Origin of the sequence: Paenirhodobacter ferrireducens (assembly GCF_004022265.1) — a bacterium.
Classification (GTDB): domain Bacteria; phylum Pseudomonadota; class Alphaproteobacteria; order Rhodobacterales; family Rhodobacteraceae; genus Rhodobacter; species Rhodobacter ferrireducens.
Map to the genome: position 1 here is coordinate 1 of NZ_SAVB01000001.1, position 25949 is coordinate 25949.

Below are 25949 nucleotides of genomic sequence, written 5' to 3' on the forward strand. Positions count from 1 at the left end.
TGAAACACATTCTTCGCCAGATCGAGCCCGACCGTGATAATCTCCGACATGACCGCTCTCCTTTGTGGATCCTCGCAAACCCACCTTGGCACACAGATGCCGTCGGGGGGCGGTTACAGCATCAAGGTCGTGCTGCATGCAACGCTTACAAAGAAGAGCCGATTCAGCGAAGAGCAGATCATTGGCGTCCTGAAGGAACACCAGGCAGGGCTTGGGGCGAAGGAGCTGTGCCGCAAGCACGGGATCAGCGACGGGACGTTCTATAATTGGCGGTCGAAGTATGGCGGCATGGAAGTGTCGGACGCCCGGCGACTGAAGGCGCTGGAGGCTGAGAACGCCAAGCTCAAGAAGATGCTGGCCGAGCAAATGCTCGATGTAGCCACGCTGAAGGAGATGCTGGGAATGGGAGCAGGCGAACGCCATGCGTTCGAGTGAGCCTGCGGACGCTTCTGAAGCCCAGTTCGAGGAGACGTGCCGTGGACTGGGCTATAAAAGAGAAGAGCTATTCCCAAAGGCGGGCTTGTGCCCTGGCCGGGCCCGATCCGCGTGTGTATCGGCGCGAGCCGAAGATGGGCGAGGACAAGGCGCTGCGAGCTCGGTTGCTCAAGCTGTCCAGTGAGCGCCGAAGGTTCGGCTGTCGACGCCTGCACATCTTGCTGCAGCGCGAGGGCTGGGCCGTGAACTGGAAGAAGCTCTACCGGATCTACCGGGAAGAGGGGCTGACCGTGCGCAAGCGAGGCGGCTGCAAACGGGCGCTCGGGACACGGGCGCCGATGGCGATCCCGCAGGGGCCGAACCAGCGCTGGTCGCTCGACTTTGTGTCCGACACGCTCTCCGAGGGGCGCCGGTTCCGCATCCTGAACGTGATCGACGACTTCAGCCGGGAATGCTTGGCCTCGGTGGTCGACACCTCGCTGTCGGGCCACCGTGTTGCCCGAGAGTTGGACCGGATCGCCGAGATGCGGGGGATCCCTGCATGGTGGTCTCCGACAACGGCACTGAGCTCACCTCGAACGCGATCCTGAAGTGGCGAGAGGAGCGCCAGGTCGAGTGGCACTACATCGCGCCGGGCAAACCCATGCGAGACACGGCTTCGTGGAGAGCTTCAACGGCCGCCTGAGGGACGAGTGCCTCAACGAACACCTGTTTGCCAACCTACGCCACGCAAGGGCTCTGATCACTGCCTGGCGGGACGACTACAACCATCATCGCCCACACTCGAGCCTCGACGGGCTCACCCCGTGGGAGTATCACCAACGGTCAAGAGAAGACCAAAACCTGAACAGAGCGAACTCATAAACGCGGACTCTCAGGGGGGCAGGTCACCTGGATTGGCAAGTGATGAGGAGGCGAGTTGCCACTGGTTCGAGGCCGATCCCGAACGCTATGGTCGAGAAGAACCAGCCCAGCCTGTCGGTCGGCGTGCAGTGCCGTCTGCTGGCGATCTCACGGTCGTCGTTCTACGACACCCCTCAGGGCGAGACGGAAATGAACCTCGACCTCATGTTGCTGATCGACAAGCAGTTCCCGGACTCGCCGTTCTGTGGCGTCCGGCAGATGACCTAACGTCACTTTCTCTTCCTGATGTGCAGGAAGTGAACCCCGAGGCCGAAGACCATCCAGAACAGCGCCGCCCCATAGCTCTGTGCGATGGTATCCGCTGGAAGCTGCACTCCGTACACCAGAGGCACGACCATTGCCATGATGCCGAGCAGCGCCCCAAGATAGAACAGGAACGTGCCCATCATTCACCATCCCCGCAACGGATCTCGAACCAGACGTCGGCGAATTGACGGTCTTCGCTGCGGGTGTTGAGCCGACAGCCCGCGCCCACAACAGCCTCATAGACACCAGCCACATTGAATTCGGCTGAGGAACCTCTGACGGTGACCTGTTTTCCCGGAACGCGGGTGCTCTTTTTGCCGAGGCGCGCCTCTTGCCCGATGATCGCGCTCAGCTCCGCCAGAACGGCGGGCGCCCGGAGCGCCGGATCAGGGGCGTTCGCTTCCCCGGCTGTGATCAGATCGGTAAAGTCCCCGATTTTATCGGTCATCGTCGTTCTCTCCTGAGGTCGCGGGCCGGCACCGGTCGTGCTCGTCCGCGTGGCACGGGTTTTTCCAGCCTTCTGCCGGCCCCGTTCCCGGCGCATCAGCGCATCGATCATCGCGGCATGGACGCAGACCGGCCCTCGGAAGCTGGCGCTCCGGTTGCGGTTTTCCTCGCCTTTTCCGGCATGGAAGACGGCCCATGCCCACGGCTGGCGGATCGACTGCACCCTGACTGGGGAGGTCCGGATATGAACGGATCATGCCGCGCTTCCGATCTCCGCCAAGCGTTCGGTGTCAATGTCATCGCGCCACTTCGCGGTGCGCCAGCCCTGCTTGTAGAGGTCATCGGGCGCGTCGACCTCACCCTGCGGTGGTATGTGGTGCGGGTTTTCATACTGCTTTCCAATTCGTAAATCGGCCTGACTTTGCGGAAACGGACGGAGAAGAGGGAAGAGCCCCGAGTTTCGCGGAGGTCTTCCTTGCCCTTATGAGGCAAGGGGGCGATGACGGCCTTGCGCTCTGGCTGCGGCGCGCGCCATTGGGTGTTCTTCTCCGGCCAGATCAGCAGTGCCCCACGGTTTCGCTGCGGTATCGCAGGATTTCCGGATCGCGGTGGGGCCGGGCTCATCCTGGCCTCTCCCGTGCATGGCTCCGGACGGTGAGACGTGCCGGGAAAACCGTCGCCCCAACGCCGAGACGATGCGCGTAGAGCTGTGATAGTGCATTGGAAAACAAGGAGTCAACGATTGTTGACATTTGACATTGCTGCTGTATCTTTCTCGGTGTTGCGACGGACGTGATGGAGCGCAGATCTCCGTCAGAGGGCGCGATCACGCCCGTCGCGGCGGCCTCCCCCGAGGCAAGCATCCCCCCTGCCGATCCGGTCTCCATGCCGGGTCGGCCTTTTGACGGGGGCCCGCTGCGATCACGGCCGGCATGGTCTTGTCATCCTTGGGGGCGCCGGGCCCCATGTTGCCAGCCGGTTGGCGTCGTGGTGCACCGACGGCACCGTGGCCGACGATCAGGCGCGGGGCATTTCTCAAAGGGGGCGGGGATCAAGGACACCGTCTGTGCGATCCGGCCCCGCCGTCCGTTCGGGGCCGCAGGCATACGGGGGCCGGGCAGTCCCTGCCGGCCGCGGCGGTGCGGGCGTCACGCGCATGTCGGCGTGGCAGGGCTTGGGCGTCGGGTGCGCCTCGCCGCAGGCAGACTGCACGGGGATGAGGGGTCTGCACCTCATTGCAGGAATTTCCGGAACCGCCCGAGTGCCAGCCAGAACAGCACCGCGCCGATCGCCGCGAGCGCGGCGAACTGCGGCCAGACTACCGCAAACCCGGCGCCGCGGAACAGGATTGACTGCGACAACATGATGAAATGCGTCGTCGGCGCCAGAAGCATGATGTTCTGGATCAGCTCAGGCATGCTTTCGCGCGGCGTCAGACCGCCCGACAGCACCTGCAGCGGCAGCATGACCAGCATCATCAGCAGGCCGAACTGCGGCATCGAGCCCGCGGCGGTGGCGAGGAAGATGCCGAGCGCCGTCATCGCGAAGAGCATCAGCACCGCCCCCGCCATGAACAGCCCGACCGAACCGAGGATCGGCACCGCCAGCAGCCCCTGCACCACGAAGGCAATCGCCAGACCGGAGGCGATCAGCACCACAAGCCCCATCGACCAGACCTTGGAGAGCATGATCTCTCCGGCGGTGATCGGCATCACCAGCAGATGCTCGATCGTGCCATGTTCCTTCTCGCGGATCAGCGCGGCGCCGGTGAGCACGATCGACAGCATCATGATCGCCTGCACGACGTTGTTGATCGCGCCGAACCAGACCGGATCGAGGTTCTGGTTATAGCGCGCCCGCAGCGTCAGGCCGACCTGCAGGCTGCCGGCCGCGCGGTAACGCGCGACATATTCGGAAATCTCGCTGGTCACGATCTGCTGGATGTAGCTGTTGCCGGTGAAGGCCTGGCTCATCCGTGTGGCATCGACGTTGAGCTGGATCGCGGGGACCTTGCCCGCCAGAACGTCGCGTTCGAAATCGGGCGGGATGTCAAGCGCGAAGGTATCGAGCCCGGCATCCATCCGGCGGTCCATCTCCGAGGTGGTGATCCGGTTCGGGGGCACGAAATAGGGGGGGTAGAAGGCGTCGAAGATCCGTCCCGAGAGATGCGAACGGTCCTCGTCCACGATCGAGATCGCCGCGCTCGACAACGCATCCGGCATCGCCTTCGAGGAGGAATAGATCGACAGCGAGAAGGAATAGACGATCAGCACCAGCATGACCGGATCGCGGAGCAGGCCGCGCAACTCCTTCACCCCAAGCTGCCAGACATTGCGCAGGTCCATTCACCGCTCCTGTTTGCGCAGGAAGGTGGCGGCAAGGCCGATCAACACCGGCACAGCGACGGTGAGCATCAGCAACGCCTGGGTCAGATCTCCGATGCCCAACCCCTTGGAGAAGGTGCCCCGCGCGGCGACGATGAACCAGGTCGTCGGATAGAGTTCGCCGATCATCCGCCCGGCGCCACTCAGTGCCGAGACCGGGTCTATCAGGCCCGAATATTGCGCGCCGGGAATGATGGTGAAGAGCGCGGTGGCGAACAGAGCCGCCACCTGGCTCGAGATGAACACCGAAACCAACAGGCCGATCGCCGTGGTGCTCAGCACGTACAGGAAGGCCGCCAGCGTCAGTGACGGCAGGCTGCCGCGGAATGGCACGCCGAACAATATTACTGACATCGCCATCAGCAGAGCGAAATTCAGCATCCCCAGAAAGACATAGGGAAGCTGTTTGCCCAGCAGGAATTCGAGCTGCGTCACCGGTGTGACATAGAAATTGGTGATCGAGCCGAGTTCCTTTTCGCGCGCGACGCTCAGCGTCGTCAGCATCGCCGGGATGATCAGCAGCAGCAGCGGCATCACCGCGGGGACGATGGCGACGATGCTCTTGATGTCGGGATTGTAGCGATAGCGGGTGACCAGTTCGAAATTGCCCTGCACCGCCGCGTCGCCGTAAAGCGCGCGCGCCTGGCGGGTCAGCCATGCCGCGTGGATGCCCTGCACATAGCCTACCACGGTATTGGCTCGCGTCGGGTTGGCGCCGTCGATCCAGGCCCCAACCTCGACGTCGCGCCCGCGCGCAATGTTCTCGGCGAAATGTGGCGGGATCTCGATCGCCAGACTGAGCTCGCCACTGCGCATGCGTGCATCCATTTCGTCGTAATTGCTGAGCGGTGGCTGTTCGGCGAAATAGCGCGAACCGGAGATGTCGAGGATGTAATCGCGGCTGGTGTTGGTCTGGTCACGGTCGAGGACGGCGAAATTGAGGTTCTCGATATCCATGTTGATGCCGTAGCCGATGACGAACATCAGCAGGACCGAGCCGAGCAGCGCCATCGTCAGCCGGATCGGGTCGCGCCGAAGCTGCAACGATTCCAGTCGCGAATAGCTGAGCAGGCGGCGCAGGCTGAAGCTGCGCACGGAGGGAAGCGACGTCGTTTCGGGGGCGGCGACGGGCGCGGGGGCCGCCGCGCTTTCCCCCATCGCCTCTACGAGATAGGTGATGAAGGCCTCCTCCAGCGTCGTCGCCCCTCTTGAGGCGGTGATCGCCTGCGCCGTATCGCTCACCAGCACACGCCCGGCGTGCATCAGCGAGATCCGGTCGCACAGCGCCGCCTCGTTCATGAAATGGGTCGAGATGAAGATCGTCACGCCGTCCTGCCGCGACAGCGAGCCGAGGATCTGCCAAAAGCTGTCGCGCGCAACCGGATCGACGCCCGAGGTGGGTTCGTCGAGGATCAGGATTTCGGGGCCGTGGATCATCGCCACCGCAAGCGAAAGCCGCTGGCGGATGCCAAGCGGCAGTGCCCCGGGCAAGGTATCGGCCTCTTCTGCAAGTCCGAAACGCGCGATCATCTCTTCGACCCGCGCCGGGATGCGGTCCGGGTCGAGCTTGAACAGCCGGGCGTGGAGGTCGAGGTTCTGGCGGCAGGTCAGTTCGCCATAGAGCGAAAAGGCCTGGCTCATGAAGCCCACGCGGCGGCGCACGGCCATGTCGGTCGGATCGACCTCCTGGCCGAACAGTCTGGCGCGCCCTTCCGTCGGTTGCAGAAGGCCGGTGAGCATCTTCATCGTGGTGGTCTTGCCGCAGCCGTTCGAGCCGAGAAAGCCGAAGATCTCGCCTTTTTCGATACGGAAGCTGACGTCGTCGACCGCAGTGAAGGTGCCGAACCGCATGGTCAGGTGTTCGGCCTCGATCGCCACCTCACCGCTCGCCGCGCGCGGCGGGATGACGACGCGGCTGTGGCCGGCCTTCGCCTCCTCGGGCAGCAGCGCGATGAAGGCGTCATCGAGGGTGGTCGCGCCGGTGCGCTGCAACAGCTCGGCCGTGGTGCCGGTCGCCAGCACCGCGCCCGCGTTCATCGCCACCAGCCAGTCGAAATCTGCCGCTTCTTCCATGTAGGCGGTGGCGACGATCACGCTCATCGTCGGGCGGGAGGCCCGGATGGTGTCGATCAGGTCCCAGAACTGGCGTCGCGACAGCGGATCGACGCCGGTCGTCGGCTCGTCGAGGATCAGCAGATCGGGGTCGTGGATCAGCGCGCAGCACAGGCCGAGCTTCTGCTTCATCCCGCCCGAAAGTTTCGCCGCCGGCCGGTCGCGGAAAGCCGACATGCCGGTGGCTGCCAGCAGGCCGGAGATCCGCTGCTCGCGTTCCGCGGCGTCCTGACCGAACAGGCGGCCGAAGAAATCGAGGTTCTCCTGCACCGACAGCGTCGGATAGAGGTTCCTCCCGAGGCCCTGCGGCATATAGGCGGTGCGCGGGCAGATCCGGCCGCGGTGGCCCTTGTCGGCCATGTCGCCGCCCAGAACGCTCACGCTCCCCTGCTGGATTTGCCGCGCACCGGCAAGCAGCGACAGCAGGCTCGACTTGCCGACCCCGTCGGGACCGATCAGCCCGACCATCCGGCCGGCGGGAATGTCGAGTGTCACGCCGTCGAGCGCCGTCACCGCGCCGTAGCGCAGTGTCAGCCCCGCGACCGAGGCGACCGGGGCGCTCATTTCACCACATTCGCAAGCGAGGCGGGCCAGTCCACCGACGGGTCAAGCCGGACATAGGCCATGCCTGGCAGGCCGGTCTTCACATAGTCGATGTATTCGCGCAGCAGCGCCGGGTCGATCCGGGCGCGGACCCGGAACATCAGCTTCTCGCGCTCCTCGGCGGTCTCGACCGTCTTCGGTGTGAACTGCGCCACATCGGCGACGTAGGACACCGTCGCGGGCAGGACGTAACCGGGCGCGGCATCCATCACCAGCCGCACCTCGGATCCTGCGCGCACCTTGCCCGCCTGCGAGGTCGGCAGGAAGAAGGTCATGTAGACATCGCTCAGATCGACGAGGTTGAGTACCCGCCCTCCGGCGGAGACCACCTCGCCCTCCTGCGCCACCAGATATTGCACGCGCCCGTCGCGCGGCGATTCCAGGGTGGCATCATCGAGTGAGGAGGTCACGGAATCGATCGTCGCCTGCGACGCATCGACCGCTGCCTCGGCGTCGACCACCTGCGCCTTCGCCGACCCGACCCCGGCCTCGGCGGCGGCCACTGAAGCCTGCGCCGAGGCGAGGCCGGCGCGCGCCTGACGTTCGCTGGCACGGTCGTCGTCCAGCGTCTGCTGCGACAGGGTGCTGTTCTTGACCAGCTGCTCCGAGCGGTTCAGCCGCAGCACTGCGGCATCCAGCACCGCCTGTGCCTGGTCGACCTGCGCGATTGCCGCGCGCAGCTGTGCCTCGGCCTGAGCGACCAGTGCCGTTGCCGTGTCCACGCCGATCCGGGCCCGGCGCAGCTGCGCCTCGGCCTGCCGCTTCTGTGCCAGAAGCTGGACCACATCCATCTGCACCAGCACGTCGTCGCGGTGCACGAAATCGCCCTCGCGCACCTTGATCGCGGCGATCTTGCCGCTGGAGAGCGCGGCGATGTCGACCTCGGTCGCCTCGATCCGGCCGTTGCCAGAGGCGATCCCGGCGGGCAGGGGGGGCGTTTTTAAAGTTTGCCAGCCATACCAGCCCGCCCCGCAGACGGCGACAGCCAGCGCCGTCCAGATCCATTTCCTGTCGAGCTTCATCATCATGCGCAACTCTGTTAATGCGGTGGCTGAAAAATCCACAGCTGGGACCATAAGGGCGCGGCGGTCCTTGTCAACTGATGTTGACTGGCGGGATCGTGAAAAGGAGAGGACAGATGGAGATGAAACCGGGGCATGACGAACGTCCCGCGCGGCAGCGAATCCTCGACGTGGCGATCTCGCGGTTTTCGTGCCAGACATTCTCCGAGGTCAGCCTGCGCGACATCGCCCGGGACGCGCAGGTGGACGTCGCCTATGTGCACCGCGCCTTCGGTTCCAAGGTCGGTCTGTTCCGCCAGGCGCTGGAAGCGGGGTTCGACTTCGATGCGGTCTTCGCGGAGCCGGTCACGCGGGAAGGCGTGATCCGCCGCCTGTGCGAGCAGATGACGGCAAGAAACCCGCGCACCAACGGCGAGGCCGGGCCCATTGACCTGGTCCTGCGCTCCTGCACCAATGCCGAGACCCGCGACATCCTGCGCGAGCTCAGCATCGCCCGGTTCCACGAACCGATGATCGCCAAGTTCGGGGGGGAGATGACGATGCGGGTGATGCTTGCGATCAGCCTGCTGTTCGGCACGGTGACGCAGCGCAATGCGCTCGGGATCGAGCCGCTCGCCTCGACCCCTGATGAGGAACTGCGCGCGGCGGTTTACGACGCGATGATGCGGCTTTTGGCCTGAGTGCCGGGCGGCGGTGAGGAGCGCCGGGCTGGTCGGGGTCCCGCCCAGGAACCGCGACAGCAGCAGATCGGCCCCGAAACCCATCCGGTTGCGGAGGTGGTGGAACAACGCGCGCCGCAAGAGACTGGCAAGCGGCAGAAGCTGTGCCGCGTTGAACATCTTGCGGGCAATCACCGCCCGGGCTGCGGAATCGAAGGTCCGGCCCGTCAGGATGAGAACGGGTCGTCTCATGCCGGGTTTCCGGTCGTGTGGGGTGACGCGGGGGACTCCGGTCCCGGTTGGCAGGAGCGTAGCAGTGCCACCATTTGTTGCAGCCGCAGGTGTTCGTGCGGCCCGGCCTCGGCATCGAGCATCATGATCCCCATCTGCCGCCGCACGACGGTGCGGAAACTCCCGACCGGCAATGTCCGCCGCGCGGGCTTGAGCTCGAAGGCGAGATTGAACCGGCGCTCGTCAATCTGCTGCCGGCGCATGCTGATCCTCCAGGTCAGGGCGCGGATCACGGCTTCGAGCAGGCCGCCCCGGCCGATCTCCCCACGCAATGCGGCGATCTCGCGTGCGACGAGGTCGCGGTGTTCGGGCGTTGTGCCGGGCCCGGGGCAAACGGGGGTCTCGGGGTGGCTGTAGTGCCCGGCCAGCGCCGCGATCAGTGCGGGCTCGTCGACGCAGCCGCCGCGGGCGACGTTGATGAGTTGCGCGGTGGGTTTCATCAGGGCGATCGCCGCGGCATCGATCAGGTTCGCGGTTTCCTCGGTGAGCGGGCAGCTCAGCATGAGGCCATCGGCCTCGGGCAGCACTGCCTTCAGGTCACGGAAGCTGCGGATCTCGTCGGCCGGCCCTTGCCCTTGCCCTTGGCCGGGGCGCGGCGCAGACCGATCACCCGCATGTCGAAGGCCTTGGCGATGCGTGCGATCCGGTCGCCGATGCCGCCGGTGCCGAGGATCACCATCACCTTGCCGGGCAGCTCCTCCTCGCGTGCCATCGGGTCGGTCTGCTCGGGGCGCCAGATCTTTGCCGACTGGTTGTCGCGGGCGAGCGCCAGGCGGCGGGTGAGCGAGAGCAGCAGCCCGATCGCATGTTCGGACACCGCATTCTTGTTCATCCCCTGACCCGAGGCAAGGCGGATACCGCGCTCGGCGAAGGCCGCCTTGTCGTTCTGGTTCGTCCCCGAGCTGACCGACTGGATGTATTTCAGCTTCGGCGCATGGGCGAGCAGGTCGTTCCTCCACAGGCCGGAGACGACGAGCACATCCGCCTCTGGTAGCGCCGCGGCCAGATCGGCGTGGGGCGAGACCTTCGCCCGAGACCTTCGCCGTGGTGATGCCGCTGCCGCGGGCATCGAAGATCGGCTTCATGTCATAGGCGCCGTGGGCGAAAAGGATGTGCAGCCTGTCCTTGGCCGGCAGGAGGGAGGTCATCGTGTCATGTTTGGTCATGGCAATATCCTGGTCTCAGGGGTGAGGACACGGGCCGCGGGGAGGGCGGCCGGAGGCGGGGAAGGGGCGCGGAAGAAACGGGGTTCAGCCGAAGCGGCTGCCCGATCGAGCCTTGAACCGCTCCGGGTTTGCCGAAGGCTCCAACTCCTGAGCAGGATGGAGCATCATGGGCAAGACGACGAACAAGTTTCCCCCCCGAAGTGCGCGAACGTGCGGTGCGCCTGGTTCTCGACAATGAGGGTCAGCATGGATCGCGCTGGCAGGCAGTCATGTCGATTTCCGCGAAGATCGGCTGTGCGCCGCAGCCCCTGAACGAGTGGGTCAAGAAGGCCGAGGTGGACAGCGGGCAGCGCGCTGGCATTTCAAGCGACATGGCCGAGAAGATGAAGGCGCTGGAGCGGGAGAACCGGGAACTGCGCCAGGCGAACGAGATCCTGCGCAAGGCGAGCGCATATTTTGCCATGGCGGAGCTCGACCGCCGGTCGAAGTGATGGTGGGGTTCATCGACGATCAGCGAGGGAAGCACGGGGTCGAGCCGATCTGCAGGGTGAGCCGCCGAAGGCGCCATTGGTTCAAGCCCGGCGGCGAACGCCGATCGCCCCGTCCACCTACTACGATCACCTGGCGAAGCGGGCCGATCCGGCCCGATTGTCGGATCGCACCCGGCGCGACGCAGCCCTGCGGCCCGAGATCGAGCGTGTCTTCGAAGAGAACTGGCGCGTCTACGGCGTGCGCAAGGTCTGGCGTCAGCTGGATCGGGAAGGCTTCGATGTCGCCCGTTGCACAGTCGCCAGGCTGATGAAGGAATGAGCCCTTGTCCGCCATTGGTCCGAGGACAATGAGCGAATGGTATTCAAGTCATCATCCGGGGCAAGCCACACCGCACGACGATCCCCGACAAGAAGGCCTTGTGCCCGCTGGACAAGGTGAACCGGCAGTTCCGCGCGCCTGCGCCGAACATGCTCTGGGTCAGCGATTTCACTTACGTCGCCACCTGGAAGGGGTTTGTGTATGTCGCCTTCGTCATCGATGCCTATGCCCGCAAGATCGTCGGCTGGCGGGCGAGCCAAACAGCCCACGCAGGCTTCGTGCTTGATGCCCTCGAACAGGCTGTTCACGATTGACGCACGGTCAAGGGCGCGGGGCTCGTCCACCATTCCGACCGCGGGTCGCAAGGCAGATTCAACCGGTCGTCGCAACACCCCGCTATTGGAGGTGTTGTTGATGTCAGGAAGACGGAAGTCGGAGCGTTCGACGCGACGGAAATTATCCTCGCCAGGTCGGCCGCCAGTCTGGCGGCGTGAGCATCTGTACCGGTTCTGGCGGGAAATTGCAGCGGGGCTGTCCAGCGAAGAAGCCGCTGTTGCAGCGGGAGTTTCCGCTCCGGTCGGAACCCGATGGTTTCGGAGTTCTGGCGGAATGCCTCCTACACATCTCGCGCCATCGGCTCCTGTGCCGGAGCACCGTGGCCTTTCGTTCGTGGAACGCGAGGAGATAGCCCTCGAATGCGCTCGCGGCACCGGCGTGCGGGCAATCGCGCGCAAGCTGGGCCGGTCACCCAGCACGATCTCGCGTGAGATCAGGTGCAACTCGGCGACGCGCAGCGGAGAGTTCGACTATCGGGCCATTGCCGCGCAATGGCATGCGGATCGTGCGGCCAAGCGTCCAAAGATCAGCAGGCTCGCAGTCACCCCCGTCCTGCGCGACTACGTGCAGGAACGGCTCTCCGGCCTCATTGCCACACCGGACGGCATCGCCTTCGAAGGACCCGTCGTGGTATGGAAAGGACGGCGGGCCGTTCTCCGGCAAAGCCGACGCTGGTCATCTGCCTGGAGTCCGGAGCAGATCTCGCAGCGCCTGAAGGTGGACTTCCCCGGGGATCCGACCATGCGCATCAGCCATGAAGCCATCTATCAGGCGCTATACATTCAAGGACGTGGGGCACTGAGGCGAGAACTCTCAGCCTGTCTCCGCTCTGGCCGCGCCCTCAGGTTGCCTCGCGAACGAGCCCGGACCGCGGCAAGGCCTTCATTGCCGACGCGTTGATGATCAGCGACCGCCCGGCGGAGATCGATGACCGGGCTGTTCCTGGTCATTGGGAAGGCGACCTCATTCTCGGTCTCGGCAGCTCGGCGATCGGCACGCTGGTCGAACGCACGACCCGCTTCACCATGCTCCTGCACGTGCCGCGCATGGAGGGACACGGGACGGGCAAGTCTGTCAAGAATGGGCCAGCCCTTGCCGGCCACGGTGCCGAGGCCGTCCGGGATGCCATCGCAGGGACGATCAGCAGCCTGCCTGCCCACCTGCGTCGCTCATTGACCTGGGACCAGGGGGCTGAGATGTCCCAACACGCGCAGCTTCGGATCGATACCGGTCTCGAGATCTACTTCTGCGACCCTCAGAGCCCGTGGCAACGCGGCAGCAACGAGAACACCAACGGTCTGCTCCGCCAATACTTCCCCAAGGGCACGGATCTCAGCCAGCATGGTGCCGAAGAGCTCAGCGCCGTTGCCCAAGCGCTGAACACGCGCCCCCGGAAAACGCTGGGGTGGCAAACACCGGCAGAGGCTCTCGACCGGCTGCTCAAACAGGATATGATCGAAGGTGTTGCGACGACCGGTTGAATCTGCCCAATACCTGTCCATGCGCTACACCGAGCGGTTGGGTGAGGCCAGCATCGAACCATCCGTGGGCAGCGTCGGCGACAGCTACGACAACGCCTTGGCGGAGACGATCAACGGTCTCTTCAAGGCGGAGGTCATCCATCGACGCGGGCCGTGGCGGAGCTTCGAGGCCGCTGAATATGCCACCCTCGAATGGGGCGACTGGTTCAACAACCGCCGCCTGCTCGAACCGATCGGAACATCCCGCCGGCGGAAGCGGAGGCAAACTTCTACGCCGTTCTGGAAACTGAAGACATGGCCGCGTAACTCAACCCCAATCAGCCTCCGGCAAACCTGGCGCGGTTCAGGGGGCGATGTCGATCGGCGGCGCACGACCGTCGATCGGCGCGGCGATGATCTCGGCGGTCATCGGCGCGAAAGAGAGGCCGATATGGCCGTGGCCGAAGGCGTGGATGACCTGCAGGCAGTCCCGCGCGGCGCAGATCACCGGCTTGCCGTCCGGGGTGGAGGGGCGGTTGCCCTGCCAGCGCCGCACCTTGCCGTCGGTCTCGGGGCGGGCCAGTCCGGGCCAGGTGCGCTTGAGATGGCCAAGCAGGATGTCGGCGCGGCGCCAGTCCGGCGCGGCGTCGTCCGAGGCAAGCTCGACCTGACCCGAGGCCCGCAACCCGCCGCTGGTCATCACATTCGCCATCTTGCCGTCTTGCGGATCACCGGCACCGCAAGATCGACGGCGGGATCGGCGATCTCGACGTAATAGCCGCGCTCGCTTTCCATCGGGATGCGGTCGCCCGCCGTCCGGGCAAGCGGTTTCGAGCACACGCCGGAGGCGATCACCGCGGCGTCGCAGGGGATCTCTCCCGCGGCGGTGCGCACCGCGCGCAGCCGGCCGTTCTCGATCGCAAGGCCGGTGGCCGCGGTGGGGCGCAGCGTTGCATCGCCGCCTCGACGAGCGCCGTGACATAGCCGCCCGGATCGGTGCAATGCCCACCCTCGCTCAGCTCGATCGCGAAGTGATAGGTGGGGGCGAGCGCCGGCAGGCGCCGGTGCAGCTCGGCCGCGTCAAGCTCGCGCATCTGCACGCCGAACTTGCGCCGCAACCCCCAGCTCAGCGCTTCGGTCTCGAAGGCGGTGCGGTCGGCAAAGGCATAGATCAGCCCGTCGGGGCGGATCAGATCGGGCCGGCCGATCGCCTCGGCCTGTGCGGCATGGCGTGCGGGGGCGTCGCGCAGAAGCTGCGACAGCGCGGCGGCGGTGCGCTCGATCCGGGCCGCGGTGAAGCCCGAGAGCAGGAAGCGCCACAGCCAGGGCAGCCGCCGCGGCAGGTAACGCCAGCGGATCGTCAGCGCGCCGGTCGGGTCGAGCAGATAGCCCGGCACCTGCCTCCACAGACCCGGGCCCGACATCGGGATGATCGACGCGGGGCTGAGAAAGGCGCCGTTGCCGTGGCTCGCGGCCTGGGTTCCGCCGGGCTGCCCGGCTCGATCAGGGGGACGCGGTGCCCTTCCTGCACGAGGCGAAGCGCGGTTGTGGCCCCGACGATGCTCGCGGCGATGGCGACGACATGTTTCGAGTTTGCAGCCATCGCGCAACCCTCTCCGTGTTGGAATGATTTTCCCGCATGCCGGGCCGCGGAGCGCCTGAGCCGCGAGGGCCCGGAACGCAGCGCCATGCCGGAAGATCATCGTGTATTTCTTGCGCCATGCCCATGTTTTGGGCGTCGGCGGGCGGTGTTTTCCTGTCTCAGTCATGGCAGTGCGTTGCCCGACCGAAAATTCTTGAAAGCGTCACTCCGCCATGAGTTTTGGTCATGAGGAAGGCCATGATGCGCAGATTCCTTCCGTCCCTTTCCGCTCTGCTGGCCTTCGAGTCGGCCGGCCGCCACGGCAGCTTCACCAAGGCCGCCGAGGATCTGGCGATCACCCAGAGCGGGGTGAGCCGGCAGATCGGCAACCTCGAGACCTTCCTCGGCGTGCGACTGTTCGAGCGGATCGGCTCGCGCATCGTGCTGACCAATGCCGGTGGCGCCTATCTGAAGGAAATCTCGCGGCTTCTCGACGAGATCGAGCGGGCCTCGATCGACACGGTGCGCGGCCGCAAGCTCGACGACCGCTTGCTGATCTGCGCCCATCCGACGCTGTCCTCGCGCTGGCTGTCGCTGCGGCTGCAAGGCTTCCTCACCGCCAACCCGGCGGTGCTGATCGAGATCCCCACCGCGACGCAGGGGCTCGATTTCGAGGCGACCGAGGTCGACATCGCGATCCTGCGCGGGTGCGACTCGTGGCGCGGCCTCTCTCCTCGGTCATCTTCCCGTCCGCGGCCGCCGTCGCGAAAAAGCAACAGTCCGGGCCGGATCGGAGTGCCGGTGCCGACCGTCGCGGGCGTGGCACGCAACGCTTTCCGTCTCGCCGGGGCGCAACTGCGGCTGCGCAACTTCGTACCGGATGCCCCGATTGTCACGTGCCTGTGATGCTTCGCCCCTAGTGGAACTGTCGGAAAACGGAATCGCCAACGTCTATGGGGCAATAATGCACAAGCTTCTCTTCACCCTCGCCGCGACCACGATGCTCGCGGGTACGGCGCATGCCGGCGCCACGATCATGCCGCTCGACCGGGCCACGATCCTCGCCGGCTCGCCCTTCGACTTCAAGATCGAGCTCGACAAGGTCCATGCCGAGGCGGACATCGCCGTCACTGTGAACGGCAAGCCCTATGCCGAGGTGTTCGGCAAGCCGGCGGATTTCGTTGCCGAGGAAAAGGGCAAGGACGACACCGTGCTGGGCTCGGCGCTGATCCTGCGCGACCTCGTGCTCGCGACTCCGGGCGACTACGCCATCGAGGTCAAGGCCGGCGACGAGAGCAAGTCGGTCACCTGGACCGTCTTCGGCACGCCCGGAACACCGAAGGCGAAGAATATCCTCTTCTTCGTCGGCGACGGGCTTTCGGTTGCCCACCGCACCGCGGCCCGGATCATGTCTCACGGTATGCATGACGGCAAGGCCGACGGCCGGCTGGCGATGGACGATCTCGACCGTATGGCCTTCATCGGCACCTCTTCGACCCATTCGATCGCCACGGATTCGGCCAACACGATGTCGGCCTACATGACCGGCCACAAGGCCCGGGTGAACGCGCTCGGCGTCTATGCCGACCGCACCCCGGACACTCAGGATGACCCGAAGGTCGAGACCATCGCCGAGGCGCTGCGCCGCACCACCAACAAGTCGATCGGTGTCGTCTCGACCGCCGAGATCGAGGATGCGACCCCGGCCGCTGTGGTCGCCCACACCCGCAAGCGCGCCGACAAGGCCGATATCGTCGGCATGTTCTATGATGTGCAGCCCGAGGTCATCCTCGGCGGCGGCTCGGCCTATTTCCTGAAAGCCGACATTCCCGGCTCGAAGCGCAAGGATGACAAGGATTACATCGCGATGTTCCGGGACGCGGGCTATGCGCTCGCGACCAACGCGACCGAGCTGTCGGCCGCCGCCGGCGCGAACAGTGGCAAGGTGCTGGGCCTGTTCCACACCGGCAACATGGACAGCTGGCTCGACCGCAACCAGCTGAAGATGGGCACCGTCGGGAAATTCCCCGATCAGCCGGGCCTCGTCGCGATGACCACGACCGCGCTCGATCAGCTTTCGAAGAACCCCGAGGGCTTCTTCCTGATGGTCGAAGGCGCCACGATCGACAAGATGTCCCACCCGCTCGACTGGGATCGCGCCGTGGTCGACACGATCGAGTTCGATCAGGCGGTCGCCGCCGGGATGGAATTCGCCAAGACCCATCCCGACACCCTCGTCGTGGTGACCGGCGACCACACCCATGGGGTTTCGGTGATCGGCACGATCGACGACGACAAGCCCGGTGAGGAGATGCGCGAGAAGGTCGGTACCTATGACGCCGCCGGCTATCCGAACTACACCGACGCCAATGGCGACGGTTTCCCGGACAAGATCGACGTCTCGAAGCGTCTCGCGATCTTCTCGAGCAACTTCCCGGACTATTACGAGACCTGGCGCCCGAAGATGGACGGCCCCTTCGAGCCGGCGGTGAAGACCGAAAACGGCACCTATGTCGCCAATGAGGCCTACAAGGATGTCCCCGGCGCGGTGCTGCGCATCGGCAACCTGCCGAAGGACGAGGATACCGGCGTGCACGCGGTCGATGACGTGGTGCTGCAATCGACCGGGCCGGGCTCGGACGCATTCAAGGGCTATATGGAACAGTCGGACGTCTACAAGGTGCTGGCCGACGCCTTCGCCCTTGGCACTGTGCAGAAGTGACCCGACGCGTAAGAACTGCCGGCCCGGAGCAACTGCTCCGGGCCGGCCCCGTCTTTTCCAACCGGGAGCACGCGATGCACGGACCTTTCTCCTTGCGGCTGTCCCGCCGGGCCTGGCTGTCGGGCGTGGCGGCACTCGGGGCCACGCTGACCGCACGGCCGGCGCTCGCCGGCGCCGCAGCGCTGAGCTTTGACGAACTTTATGCCAGCTTCAGCCCGCTCGGGCTCGAGTTCTCCGACAAGGTCAAGGCACTGACCGGCCAGGAGGTCCGCATCCGCGGCTTCATGGCGCCGCCGCTGCGGGCCGAGGCGAAGTTTTTCGTGCTGACGCAGATCCCGATGGCGCTGTGCCCGTTCTGCTCCTCGGATGCCGACTGGCCCGACAATATCGTCGTCGTCTATCTCGACCATCGCCAGACCTTCACCCAGCCGAACCGGACGATCGAGGTGACGGGGGTGCTCGACCGTGGCGCCTGGGTCGATCCGGACACCGGTTTCGTCAGCCAGCTGCGCCTGCGCCAGGCGCAGTACGACGCGGTCTGAACGCGCAGGAGATCTCCATGCTATCCCTCTCGCTGGCCGGGGTCGAAGTCCGGTTTCCCGGTCTCGAGACGCCGGGGCTGCGCATCGAGCGCCTCGAAATTCCGGCCGCGGCGCAGGTTGTGCTTTCCGGTCCCTCGGGTTCGGGCAAGTCGACACTGGTCAATGTCATCACCGGCCTGCTGCGTCCTGCGGCGGGGGCGGTGAGCTGGAACGGCACCGATCTCGCGGCGCTGTCCGAGCCGGTGCGGGACCGCTGGCGGGGGGCCAATGTCGGGCTGGTGATGCAGGATTTCCACCTGTTCCCCGGGCTTTCGGCGCGCGAGAACGTGCTTTTGCCGGCGCGGCTTGCACGTGTCGCCGGCAAGGAAACGGTCGCCCGCGCGGTGGCGCTGCTCGAGCGGGTCGGCCTGTCGCGCCCCGATCAGCCGATCGAGACCATGTCGCGCGGCGAGATGCAGCGCGTGGCCGTCGCCCGCGCCCTGCTGCGCGCGCCGGGGGTGATCGTCGCCGACGAGCCGACGGCGAGCCTCGACCCGGTGAACGGCGCCGCGATCGGCACCTTGCTGCGCGATCTGGCGCGCCAGTCCGGTGCGACGCTGATCGTCGTCAGCCATGACCCGCGGCTGATTGCCGCCTTCCCGCGCCGGATCGCGCTGGCGGATGGCACGGTGAGTGCCGACGAAACCCTGTCGGAGGCGGGCTGATGCTGCGTTTCATCTTCGCCGACCTGCGCCGGCTGTGGCCGGGGGCGGTCGTGGTGGTGGTGCTGGTGGCGCTGGCCGTCGCACTTGGCGCGACCGTCACGCTGCAGGAGCGCGCGCTGCGCCTTGGCAGCGCGCGGGCCTCCGACAAGTTCGATCTGGTGATCGGCGCGCCGGGCAGCGAGACCCAGCTCGTGCTCTCCACCGTCTTCCTGCAGCCGGCGGCGCTGCCTCTGATGCACGGCGATATCCTGCAGCGGCTGAATGCCGATCCGCGTGTCGCCTGGGCCGCGCCGGTGGGCTTTGGCGATTCCTTCGATGGCTACCCGATCGTCGGCACCTCGCGCGCGCTGCTTCGCGACACTGCATCGGGGGTTTCGCTCGGGCGGATTTTCGCGGCCGAGGGCGAGGCCGTCGTCGGCGCGGCGGTGCCGCTTGCTCCCGGTGCGCATGTCGCCTCGATGCATGGCGAGGCCGATACCGGAGGGCAGATGCACGAGGGGGTGGGGTATCGCGTCGTCGGCCGGCTCGCGCCCACCGGAACGCCTTGGGATCGTGCGATCCTGGTGCCGATCCAGGCGGTCTGGCATGTGCATGACCTTGACGCCGGGCAGGATGGGGCGGCGGCGCAGGGGCACGATCAGGCTCCGGGCGGGGTGGCGGATCACGATCCTGCAGATGGTCTCTTCGAGCTCGATGCGCCGCTCGACGAGACCTGGGGCGAGATCCCGCCCGGCCTGCCCGCGATCCTGGTCAAACCGAAGAGCATCGCCGATGCTTATGCGCTGCGCCGCGAATACCGGCTGCGGCCGGACACCGTCGGGGTGTTTCCCGCCGAGGTGCTGACCGGTCTTTACGCGATGATGGGGGATGCGCGCAGCGTGCTCTCGGCGATCGCGGTCGGCACGCAGGCGCTGGTTGCGGCGGCGCTGCTGCTCGTCGCGGTGATCCATGTCGGCCAGCGGCGGCGCCAGATCGGCGCCTTGCGCGCGCTCGGGGCGCCGCGCTGGGCGATCTTCGGGATCGTCTGGGGCGAGCTGTCGGTGCTGCTTCTGGCGGGGGCGGTGATCGGTCTCGGGCTGGGATACCTGGCGGCCAGTCTGATGGCGCAGGCCTTCAGCGCCCGACAGGGGTTCCCCTTGCCGGTGGAGTTCAGCCGCGACGATCTGGGCGGGCTTGCGCTGCTCGGTGCGGCAAGCGTGCTGATCCCGCTGATCCCGGCCGCGCTGGTCTGGCGGCAGCCGCCGCTTGCCGCGATGCGGAGCTGAACGGTGCGGCGCCGATTGAGCTGCTGCCGGGGTCGTGGACACGAAGATAAGATCGTGACCAAGGCGCTGGAGAGCGGATATGAGGAGACGGAAGTTCAGCCGCGAGTTCAAGATCGAGGCGGTGAAGCTGCTGACCGAACGGGGTGTTTCGGTCTCGCAGGCGTGCCGGGATTCCACGGCATCAAGTGCGGCGTGTAATTAAGTGTGTTCATCTGCCGCTGATCCCGGCGGCAGGGATGGGCGGAGCCAACAGCCCGAGCACATAGACACGATGCAATAAATTTGCGCGGGAATGATCCCCGTGTCTCAGTGGCCTGAACGTCTCGCACCAACGCAAACGCGCTGGAGGCTCCCCATGTCGGACCGCGCGTCAGGCCCTGTCCTGCCAGGCCTGCCGGCGAATCGCACGCACACGCGCGACCGCCGCGGTGATCTGCGCTTCGGTCAGTACCCCTTGGGCGATGGCCTTGCGAACCCAGCGCACCGCGCGGTCTGGCAGCAAGGGGTCGTAGCCAAACAGGTTCTTGATCATAATCAGATCATTTCCGGCGGCGAGCGCCTGCACGACGGCCTCCCTCCGGCTCATAAGATGTCGGATGGCGTCCATATCGACATCATCCGTCATCACGACCCCCCGGTATCCGAGCTTCTGCCGCAGAAGATCTGTCACGATAGGGGCCGAGACAGTGGCCGGCCGGCCGTCAGGAGCCAAGTGTTCAAGACATAAATGGCCCGTCATCACTATGGCGGGGACGTGGGGCGAGACGAACAGTCGCGAGAAAGGCTCCAGTTCCGCCTCGGTCCAACGCGCGGAAATGTCGACGACCCCGCTATGGCTGTCACTCGTCGAGCGGCCATGGCCGGGAAAATGCTTGGCCGCGCAAAGAATACCGGCGCTGGCAAAGCCGCTGGCAAAGGATTCGGCATAGGCGGCGATGCGTTCGGGATCGGTGCCATAGGAGCGCTTCGGCCTGCCGATCACCGGATTTTCCGGATCGTCGACATCCAGAACGGGACCAAGATTGATGTTGAAACCGAGTGCCGCGAGCTCCCGCCCCGCCTTGGCGTAAAGCTGGCGGGCCTCCGTCGGCGACAGCGTTTCCGCGACCGTCCGGGCGGCGGGAAGCCGTCTGACGCCGTGCGCCGGGGTCAGTCGCTGAACCACGCCGCCTTCATGATCAATGGCGATCAGCGGCTGATTATCGCCGGCGCGGAACAGGCGTATCAGATCGGCCAACTCATCGATCGTGCCAATGTTCTGAGTGACAAAGAACACCCCGCCAACCTGGCCGCGCTGGACCTGCCGGGCCAGGAGCCGCGCCGACGGGGACCGGGCATTCGCCCCATAGAACCCCACGACGAGCAGTTCTGCAACCGCAGCTGCAAGCTCGTCGCGCGGTCGGAACAGGCCGAACCAGGCGGCGGGATAGTCGAGCATGCCGCGTCCGAAGCCCCGAACCGCACGAACGGCGCGCCAGAGCCGTCGCAAGCTTGTGCGAGGGGCGCCGATTGCGCGGTTCGTCGTCTTGTGCAGTTGCTTCATGGCAGTGGCGATGCGGCGGGCTGCCATGATCAGACCGGATGAACGCAAACTTGCGCCTGTGTCAGGTGATGTGGCTTCACAACGCCCCTCCTCCGTTATGATGGCGGTCGATGTGGCGGAGGACCGTCGCGGCGAGGGCCTCGACATTCCCCGGCCTGAAATAATGCCCATGCGCCCCGGGGATGATCTCGACATCATGGCCCGCAGGATAGGCGGTGCGGAATAACTGTTCCGGCGCAGCGATATGCCCATAGGGATTGAGATAGCTGCCCGCGCCGAAGAGAAGCAGGGTCGTGCCCGGATAATGGAAAAAGCGGCCCTGCTCCATGAGGATGGTTAGGGCGACAGTGCGGCCCTGACGCATCAGCTCCAGCCCGGCTTCGCGCATCACCAGTCCCCCCTGACAATTCCCGCCAAGGAACAGCGGGCCGGTCGGGGCGATGGACGTTATCTCGTCGGCATAGAGCCGGCCGAGCGCCGCCAGAGTTTCGGCCGTGTATTCGACGGCAAGATGTCCCGAGCGCATGCCGAACAGCGAGACCGCATCGTCCAGACACTCGCTCAGCCGTGCAAGCTCCTGTCCGGACTGGAAGCACCAGAAAAGCTTCGGAAGCGGCCGCTCTGCGCTCAGGCTCCGCACCAGTCCGGCCTTGCCAAGGCGCTGGCCGGGCCATGTCGCGAGATGGGGCAGGATCTTCGCGTTCAGCGCCTCCCCGATGTCGGGCGCGGTGGGGACATTCGGGGCCTTGAGACGGGCATCCACCATCAGGGCCAGAACCTCGACGGTGTCGAAACCCGCTTCGAGCCCGGTATCGAGCGTGATGCCGAAAGCCTCCTCGATCGCGAACAGGAGGTTCGCCATCGTCAGAGAGTCGATCCCCGCATCGCGCAGGCTGTCCCGTGTGCCGGCGACGACACTGCCCCCGGCTTCCTTATCGATCAGCGCCATGAGCTTCGCCTCGGTCGCGGTGCCGGTGGTGTGGGCATTGGGCGGCCGCGTCAGGTGGGGCGGGACCGGCAGCGCGCGGCGGTCACGCTTGCCATTGGCATTGCGCGGAATCTCGGGAACGGGAAGGAAGACTGAGGGCACCATGTAGGACGGCAGCTGCTGTCGCAGCCGGGCGCGCAGATCGACCGGATCGGGCGCGGGCACGTCGGGCATCATCACCACATGGGCGATCAGACGATCTGAGGAATGAGGAGAGGAGGCGAGCGAGACGGCCGCGTCGCTGACGCCGGGCAGGCTGCACAGGGCTGCCTCGACCTCGCCTGGCTCGATGCGGTAACCGTTGACCTTCAGCTGGCTGTCCATGCGTCCCAGACAGATGAACGCGCCGTCGGCACCGGCTTTTGCCCGGTCTCCGGTCCGATAGATGCGGGTGGGGCCCCGGCCGGGGAGGTCGACCACCGGGAAGCGCTGCGCGGTCAGCTCGGGCTGGTGGCGATAGCCCCGGGCCAGTCCGGACCCGAACAGGCAAAGCTCTCCCTCCTGTCCCGGTGCGACAAGCCGGAGGGTCTCGTCCATCAGACACGCCCCCATGTTGTCGAAGGGCCGCCCGATGGTGACCGGGCTGCCGGGCGTGCACGGGGCGAACAGCGCCTCGACCGTGGCTTCCGTCGGCCCATAGGCGTTGATGAAGCTGCGGCCCTTGCCCCAGCGTTCGACCAGCGCGGGCGAGCAGGCTTCGCCCGCCACGATCACATGGGTCAGATGCGGATGTTCTGCCGGCGGAATGATCGCCAGCGCCGAGGGCGTCAGCGACAGATGCGTCAGCCGGGCCTGCGCGATGAAGCGACCGACGGGCGGGCCGGGGACCGCCTGCAAATCGGTCGGATAGACAAGGCAGGCCCCGGCGGCCAGCGTCACGGCCAGATCCCCCACTGAGACATCGAAGCCGAATCCACTGATCTGCGAGACGCGCGCGCCGGGGGTAATCTGGAAGTGCCGCGACGCCGCGACCGCGTAATTGGCAAGCGCGCCGCGCGGGATCTCGACCGCCTTGGGCTGTCCGGTCGTGCCGGAGGTGAAGATCATATAGGCCAGCGCATCCGCGGCGCTGTCCGCCGCGTGCCACCGGGGGGCAGGCCTGCCGTCAGGATCCGGCAACTGGCCGCAATTGACGAAACTGAGGCCAATGTCCGGCAAGGCAGGGCTTGCGGCATTCACGACGACCGTCCGCACGCCTGCGGTCTCCAGCATGTAGCGCAACCGTTCCTCCGGCAGAGCCGGGTCGAGCGGGACGAAGATGCCGCCAAGCCGGAGAATGGCGAGGAATGCGCTCACCCGGTCGACCGTCCGGCCAAGACACACGCCCACGCTGTCGCCGGCGCTGACGCCGGCTGCGGCCAGGGCTGAAGCGAGATCATCGGTTCTGAGGACAAGATCCGCGTAGCTGAGACGGCGATGCCCCATTTCAACGGCGGGCGCCGTTGGCTGCCGGTCGGCGTGCCCGGCGACAAGGGACAGCAGATCGGGCGGCAACGGCCGGCTCTCTCCGATCAGGACGCTTGGCGTGGGGGCTGGTGGAGGCGGGCGCGCGGCCGGGTGCGACAGCGTCTCGGCAAGACGTGGGGCGAGGGCCGCGCCGCTGGCTCCGGCCATGACGACCACCGTGTCGTCGTCTCGCAGATCGTCCTGCAACCGCAGCAGCAGCTCTGACACGTCCGGGACGTGTTGGCACGAAAGCCCCGCGGCCCGGCAGGCATCGGCCAGCGCAGCATCTCCGTCCCCCGCCTGCACGCTCTCGCCGAGCGCCGCCACCGGCAGGATGAAGCTGCGGTCCGCCGCCGCCAGAGCCTGCGCGAAGCGCGCGGCCATGCGCGTGACCCGGCTGTGCAGCTGCGGCTCGAGGACCGCGATCAGCCGTCCCTGCGTCGTCTCGCGCAGGACGGCCAGCGCGGCCGCGATCTCGGTCGGGTGATGGGCGAAGTCGTCGAAGACGCGCGGCCGGCCTTCCGGAGATACGCGCTGCAACCGCCGCGCGATCCCGCGGAATGCGGCCAGGGCGCCGGCTGTGGTCTGAAAGTCGATGCCAAGGGTCATCGCCATCCCCAGAGCGGCCATCGCATTGAGCAGGTTGTGGCGCCCCGGAACCGCCAGGCTCAGCGTGCCCAGTGCGTTTCCGTGCAGGAAGACGGTGGTCCCCTGCGACCCGTCGGGCACCGCCCGCAACGCATTCCCGTCGCCAAAGCCATATGTCAGGGCCGCACAGCGTGCTTGACCCAGGGCATCGACGACCGCCGGGTCGTCGCCGCAGACCACCGCCCGCCCCTCGGGCGGCAGCCGCGACAGGAAGTCCGCGAAGGCGCGCCGCACCCCGGTCAACCCGCCATAGTGATCGGCGTGATCGTCATCGAGGTTGGTCAGAATGGCATATGTCGGTTGCCACTGCGCCAGAGCGCCATGGGCTTCGCAGGCTTCGGTCACGAAAGGCGCGCCGGGCGCACCCAGCCGTGCGGGGGCAATGTCGGGATCGGCAAAGGACGCCCCCAACATATAACCGAAATCGTCTGGTCCCGCAGCGTGCAGGATCTCGACGAGCATCGCTGTCACCGTCGATTTGCCATGGCTGCCCGCCACGCAGATGCTGCGACGCCCCGAGATCAGCTCGGCCAGCATCCGGGCGCGGGTCTTGACGGGAATGCCATCGCGCCGCGCCGCGCGCCGTTCCACATGGGTCTCGGGGATGGCCGGACTTGCCACGACACAATCCGCAGCCCGCGCAAGGGCCGGATCGGCGCCCGAAAGGACCGCGATCCCCTGTGCTTCCAGAATGGCAAGACGTGCAGGGGCGCAGAGCGTGTCGCTGCCGGTGACGGGGTGGCCCGCCTGCTTGAGCAGGAGCGCCAGAGGCAGCATGCCGCTTCCTCCGACCCCGATCAGGTGCAGCCGCGCTGGGTCAGACATCGCCCAGATCTCCCTTGAGGGCATACTCACTGATTTTTCCCAGCTCGGTGAAGATGCGCTGCCGGCCCCGCGCGGTCTGCCACCAGGTTTCCGCAGACAGATCGCCGGGATCGTCCGGGGGCTGAGCAATCAACCGTATATCGGCCGGGATATGCCGGCGCAGGGTCATGATCGCGCGGCGCATGTGAAAGGGCTTGGCGCAGACGGCAAGGCTGCGGACCCGGTCCCAGCCCAGCTCCGTCTCGATCAGGGCTGCACCGAACGCCGCGTTCTCGGCGGTATTGCGGGCGGATTTCTCCAGCAGCAGCGCGCTTTCCGCCACGCCCGAGGCGAGCGCGTGATCGCGGTAAAAGGACCATTCGGCCGATCCATCGACGGCAGTGCCTGCGCCCGAGACTAACAGTTTCGGGACCAGCCCCGCCTTGTAGAGAGCAATTGCCGGGTGGATGCTGCTGATCGTCGGGCTACAGAAAACGAATGCCAGATCCACGGCTTCCGGGCGGCATTTCTTGAACAGGAAGGCGCTGATGGCAGTGCGGCTGTCATATGTATCCATACCGCTTTCCTCAATTTGCGCTCGCTTTTCAAGGGGCTGACTTTAAGCGATATCCACCTCGGGGCAATCGAAAACGGTTTGAGCACTTTCTGGAAAAGAGTTGCGTGAGGCCATCGAGCTTTATGCCGAAGCTGAGGGATGTCCGAGCCGCCCAAGTTGGCGCAGCATCGAACTGGGCGCTCGGGAGCGGGCGATGATGCTGGGTGTGTCCGGCGCCGATTGGGACGCTGCGC

The 25949-nt window shown here is 66.2% G+C and carries 20 protein-coding genes, 5 pseudogenes and 1 other annotated feature; of the genes and pseudogenes, 12 read left to right on the forward strand and 13 right to left on the reverse strand.

Annotation, left to right across the window (positions count from 1 at the left end):
* Positions 1-96: 96 nt before the first annotated feature.
* Both EOW65_RS00005 and EOW65_RS00010 read left to right on the forward strand, forming a co-directional pair.
* Positions 97-1299 (forward strand): annotated as a pseudogene (locus EOW65_RS00005) (IS3 family transposase).
* Between the two features lie 87 nt (positions 1300-1386).
* Positions 1387-1566 (forward strand): hypothetical protein, encoded by a 180-nt coding sequence (locus tag EOW65_RS00010; protein ID WP_128146997.1) that lies wholly within the window; start codon positions 1387-1389, stop codon positions 1564-1566.
* Between the two features lie 2 nt (positions 1567-1568).
* Here EOW65_RS00010 and EOW65_RS00015 read toward each other — a convergent pair whose 3' ends face one another.
* The 5 genes from EOW65_RS00015 to EOW65_RS00035 all read right to left on the reverse strand — a co-directional run bounded on the left by EOW65_RS00015 (position 1569) and on the right by EOW65_RS00035 (position 8173).
* On the reverse strand, positions 1569-1748 hold the full coding sequence (locus EOW65_RS00015; protein ID WP_128146998.1) for a hypothetical protein: 180 nt from the start codon (positions 1746-1748) through the stop codon (positions 1569-1571).
* The gene (locus EOW65_RS00020; RefSeq protein ID WP_128146999.1) at positions 1745-2275 is read right to left on the reverse strand and encodes an ASCH domain-containing protein; all 531 of its coding nucleotides are present in this window, start codon (positions 2273-2275) and stop codon (positions 1745-1747) included. The genes EOW65_RS00015 and EOW65_RS00020 overlap by 4 nt, the downstream gene beginning before the upstream one ends.
* A gap of 1009 nt (positions 2276-3284) precedes the next feature.
* The gene (locus EOW65_RS00025; protein ID WP_128147000.1) at positions 3285-4397 is read right to left on the reverse strand and encodes an ABC transporter permease; all 1113 of its coding nucleotides are present in this window, start codon (positions 4395-4397) and stop codon (positions 3285-3287) included.
* On the reverse strand, positions 4398-7112 hold the full coding sequence (rbbA, locus tag EOW65_RS00030) for a ribosome-associated ATPase/putative transporter RbbA (protein ID WP_128147001.1): 2715 nt from the start codon (positions 7110-7112) through the stop codon (positions 4398-4400).
* Positions 7109-8173: an HlyD family secretion protein gene (locus EOW65_RS00035; RefSeq protein ID WP_128147234.1), complete on the reverse strand. Its 1065-nt coding sequence runs from the start codon at positions 8171-8173 to the stop codon at positions 7109-7111. Before EOW65_RS00035 ends, rbbA begins: the two co-directional genes overlap by 4 nt.
* Before the next feature lie 116 nt (positions 8174-8289).
* Between EOW65_RS00035 and EOW65_RS00040 the strand changes: the two genes are divergently transcribed.
* On the forward strand, positions 8290-8853 hold the full coding sequence (locus tag EOW65_RS00040; RefSeq protein ID WP_164879941.1) for a TetR/AcrR family transcriptional regulator: 564 nt from the start codon (positions 8290-8292) through the stop codon (positions 8851-8853).
* A 227-nt stretch (positions 8854-9080) separates the two neighbouring features.
* Here EOW65_RS00040 and EOW65_RS20340 read toward each other — a convergent pair whose 3' ends face one another.
* The gene (locus EOW65_RS20340; RefSeq protein WP_128147003.1) at positions 9081-9650 is read right to left on the reverse strand and encodes an NAD(P)-dependent oxidoreductase; all 570 of its coding nucleotides are present in this window, start codon (positions 9648-9650) and stop codon (positions 9081-9083) included.
* Positions 9651-9655: 5 nt separating this feature from the next.
* A complete protein-coding gene (locus EOW65_RS20345; RefSeq protein WP_128147004.1) occupies positions 9656-10192 on the reverse strand; it encodes an NAD(P)-dependent oxidoreductase in 537 nt (178 codons plus the stop codon).
* Between the two features lie 263 nt (positions 10193-10455).
* Between EOW65_RS20345 and EOW65_RS00055 the strand changes: the two are divergent.
* The 3 pseudogenes from EOW65_RS00055 to EOW65_RS00065 all read left to right on the forward strand — a co-directional run.
* Positions 10456-11515 (forward strand): annotated as a pseudogene (locus EOW65_RS00055) (IS3 family transposase); the annotation flags it as partial.
* Positions 10738-10856 (forward strand) — a sequence feature (AL1L pseudoknot). (Overlaps the previous pseudogene by 119 nt.)
* Positions 11514-12916 (forward strand): annotated as a pseudogene (locus EOW65_RS00060) (IS30 family transposase). The pseudogenes EOW65_RS00055 and EOW65_RS00060, both read left to right, overlap by 2 nt.
* Positions 12917-12920: 4 nt before the next feature.
* Positions 12921-13222 (forward strand): annotated as a pseudogene (locus EOW65_RS00065) (integrase core domain-containing protein); the annotation flags it as partial.
* Between the two features lie 37 nt (positions 13223-13259).
* Here EOW65_RS00065 and EOW65_RS20075 read toward each other — a convergent pair.
* The 3 genes from EOW65_RS20075 to EOW65_RS20085 are packed head-to-tail and all read right to left on the reverse strand — an operon-like array spanning position 13260 to position 14319.
* The gene (locus tag EOW65_RS20075; protein ID WP_206363991.1) at positions 13260-13607 is read right to left on the reverse strand and encodes an NAD(P)/FAD-dependent oxidoreductase; all 348 of its coding nucleotides are present in this window, start codon (positions 13605-13607) and stop codon (positions 13260-13262) included.
* A complete protein-coding gene (locus EOW65_RS20080) occupies positions 13595-13789 on the reverse strand; it encodes a hypothetical protein (RefSeq protein ID WP_206363992.1) in 195 nt (64 codons plus the stop codon). The genes EOW65_RS20075 and EOW65_RS20080 overlap by 13 nt, the downstream gene beginning before the upstream one ends.
* A complete protein-coding gene (locus EOW65_RS20085; protein ID WP_206363993.1) occupies positions 13747-14319 on the reverse strand; it encodes an FAD-dependent oxidoreductase in 573 nt (190 codons plus the stop codon). Before EOW65_RS20085 ends, EOW65_RS20080 begins: the two co-directional genes overlap by 43 nt.
* A gap of 419 nt (positions 14320-14738) precedes the next feature.
* On the opposite strand from EOW65_RS20085, the gene EOW65_RS00075 reads away from it, so the two are divergent.
* From EOW65_RS00075 to EOW65_RS00100, 6 genes and pseudogenes are all read left to right on the forward strand, one after another.
* On the forward strand, positions 14739-15383 hold the full coding sequence (locus EOW65_RS00075) for a LysR family transcriptional regulator (RefSeq protein ID WP_164879942.1): 645 nt from the start codon (positions 14739-14741) through the stop codon (positions 15381-15383).
* Between the two features lie 58 nt (positions 15384-15441).
* On the forward strand, positions 15442-17199 hold the full coding sequence (locus tag EOW65_RS00080) for an alkaline phosphatase (RefSeq protein ID WP_128147006.1): 1758 nt from the start codon (positions 15442-15444) through the stop codon (positions 17197-17199).
* A gap of 74 nt (positions 17200-17273) precedes the next feature.
* Positions 17274-17741, forward strand: a complete 468-nt coding sequence (locus EOW65_RS00085; protein ID WP_128147007.1) for a hypothetical protein — start codon at positions 17274-17276, stop codon at positions 17739-17741.
* A 17-nt stretch (positions 17742-17758) separates the two neighbouring features.
* A complete protein-coding gene (locus EOW65_RS00090) occupies positions 17759-18445 on the forward strand; it encodes an ABC transporter ATP-binding protein (RefSeq protein ID WP_128147008.1) in 687 nt (228 codons plus the stop codon).
* Entirely contained in the window at positions 18445-19710 is a 1266-nt protein-coding gene (locus EOW65_RS00095) for an ABC transporter permease (protein WP_128147009.1), read from the forward strand. The genes EOW65_RS00090 and EOW65_RS00095 overlap by 1 nt, the downstream gene beginning before the upstream one ends.
* A gap of 79 nt (positions 19711-19789) precedes the next feature.
* Positions 19790-19882 (forward strand): annotated as a pseudogene (locus EOW65_RS00100) (transposase); the annotation flags it as partial.
* A gap of 198 nt (positions 19883-20080) precedes the next feature.
* On the opposite strand, the gene EOW65_RS00105 reads toward EOW65_RS00100, so the two are convergent.
* The 3 genes from EOW65_RS00105 to EOW65_RS00115 all read right to left on the reverse strand — a co-directional run bounded on the left by EOW65_RS00105 (position 20081) and on the right by EOW65_RS00115 (position 25716).
* A complete protein-coding gene (locus EOW65_RS00105) occupies positions 20081-21148 on the reverse strand; it encodes a glycoside hydrolase family 3 protein (protein WP_164879943.1) in 1068 nt (355 codons plus the stop codon).
* A 181-nt stretch (positions 21149-21329) separates the two neighbouring features.
* Positions 21330-25184, reverse strand: coding sequence for an amino acid adenylation domain-containing protein (locus tag EOW65_RS00110; protein WP_369407166.1), 3855 nt, complete (start codon positions 25182-25184; stop codon positions 21330-21332).
* Positions 25153-25716 (reverse strand): YdcF family protein, encoded by a 564-nt coding sequence (locus EOW65_RS00115; protein WP_128147011.1) that lies wholly within the window; start codon positions 25714-25716, stop codon positions 25153-25155. Before EOW65_RS00115 ends, EOW65_RS00110 begins: the two co-directional genes overlap by 32 nt.
* Positions 25717-25949 lie beyond the last annotated feature (233 nt).